A 1,330-nucleotide genomic window follows, 5' to 3' on the forward strand; every position below is an offset into this window, starting at 1 on the left:
GCTTGCGGCTGATAAGGAAACGGTCTTGGCGGATCATCGGGTGGCCTCCAAATCGAGGTGACGCTGCTCCTGCTCTGCGGTCCAGGCGGCAATAAAGTACGGATCCGCCATGTCGTTGCCTGCGTCACGCAGTGCTTGATCGGTTTCGTACTCGGCGGCGATGGTGTTGATGCTGAACCCGCAGTCATTCAGTACGCGGCGGTCGCTCATCGGGTCGGCTCCTCGGTGGCGCGCCACGCGGCAGGGTCGTGCTTGTGATCGCGGTCCGGCATGACGATCGGGATCCGGCGCAGGGTGTAGCCGATGACCGCTCCGGGGCGCAGGTGCGGGTTTCCGACAGACGTTCCTGTGCAGTCGTCGGCAGGCCCGCATGCGTCGCCTTGGTGGCGGCCGTGCTGGCAACGGTCGAGGTCGGCCAGGATTCCGATCCACGGACAGTTGGCGTCGGCGTGCTCCGGCTTGGCCGCTGCACTGGGGGGCTGGGTGCGGTTGAGGGCGTGCTCGATGCCTGCCATGGCTGTGGTGACCTTGGCGTGGAGCGGGGAGTACATGACGCGCTCGGAGCAGTGGAGGGCGGCGTTCATCTCGGCGTGCCGAGCGAGGTGTTGTTCGGCGGCGTCGAGCACTTGGTGGGCCTTCTCCAGCTCGCGGCGGAGGTCTGCGATGGTCGGCTCGCTCATCGGGTCGGCTCCTCGGTGGCGGGGGCTCCGGGGCAGGTGACGAGCGCCGGGTCGCGGGTGATGCGCTCGCTACGGACCTCGAACGGCGGGCGGTGACAGCAAGGGCTCGTGCCGTTGTCGTCCGGGCCGGGGCAGGCATGGATGACGGCCACGGGCGCCGCCTCGGTTACGGGAGCGGCCACCGTGGTGTCCGTCGTGGTGCCGAGGATCTGCCGGGCCACCGCGAGGGCTTCGGTGTGGGTGCTGAGGCCGACAGTGACTTTCAGGCCCTTCGGCCCGTGCTCGGCGGCCGTGGTCTCCACCGCGTTCCAGAGGGCGGCTTCTCGGTCCAGCCAGTCGGCGACGGCGATCCCGGTGGCCGGGCCGAGGAGTGCCAGGTAGGAGTTCACGCGTTCCAGCCGGGCGGCGTAGGTCTCGATGAGGACGGAGGGCTGCTCGGGGTCGTCGAGGACGACGGGGCTGCGGCTGGCGAGGGTGTTGCCGGTGGACCAGGTGGTGCGGCCCTCATGGATCGCGGCGGTGGCCTTGTCGCGCAGCAGGCTGGCGGCCTCGCGAAGCTGGTCGGCGGGTGTGGGTGTGGGCATGAGGTCTCCTGCGGATGAGGCCCGGGGCAGTGGCGCCCCGGGCCGGCGGGGGTGGTCAGGCGGCGG

The 1,330-nt window shown here is 70.2% G+C and carries 3 protein-coding genes; all 3 read right to left on the reverse strand.

Annotated elements, in window-relative coordinates; translation table 11 throughout:
- Window positions 1–33 precede the first annotated feature (33 nt).
- The 3 genes from ACMZ42_RS27105 to ACMZ42_RS27115 are packed head-to-tail and all read right to left on the reverse strand — an operon-like array spanning window position 34 to window position 1,264.
- Complete coding sequence (locus ACMZ42_RS27105) at window positions 34–210, reverse strand: hypothetical protein (protein ID WP_415733439.1); 177 nt, start codon at window positions 208–210, stop codon at window positions 34–36.
- Window positions 207–680 (reverse strand): hypothetical protein, encoded by a 474-nt coding sequence (locus ACMZ42_RS27110; protein WP_415733440.1) that lies wholly within the window; start codon window positions 678–680, stop codon window positions 207–209. Before ACMZ42_RS27110 ends, ACMZ42_RS27105 begins: the two co-directional genes overlap by 4 nt.
- The gene (locus tag ACMZ42_RS27115; protein WP_415733441.1) at window positions 677–1,264 is read right to left on the reverse strand and encodes a hypothetical protein; all 588 of its coding nucleotides are present in this window, start codon (window positions 1,262–1,264) and stop codon (window positions 677–679) included. Before ACMZ42_RS27115 ends, ACMZ42_RS27110 begins: the two co-directional genes overlap by 4 nt.
- Between the last annotated feature and the right edge of the window lie 66 nt (window positions 1,265–1,330).

The organism is Lysinibacillus sp. NPDC056185 (assembly GCF_047737915.1).
In the GTDB taxonomy this organism is placed as follows: domain Bacteria; phylum Bacillota; class Bacilli; order Bacillales_A; family Planococcaceae; genus Lysinibacillus.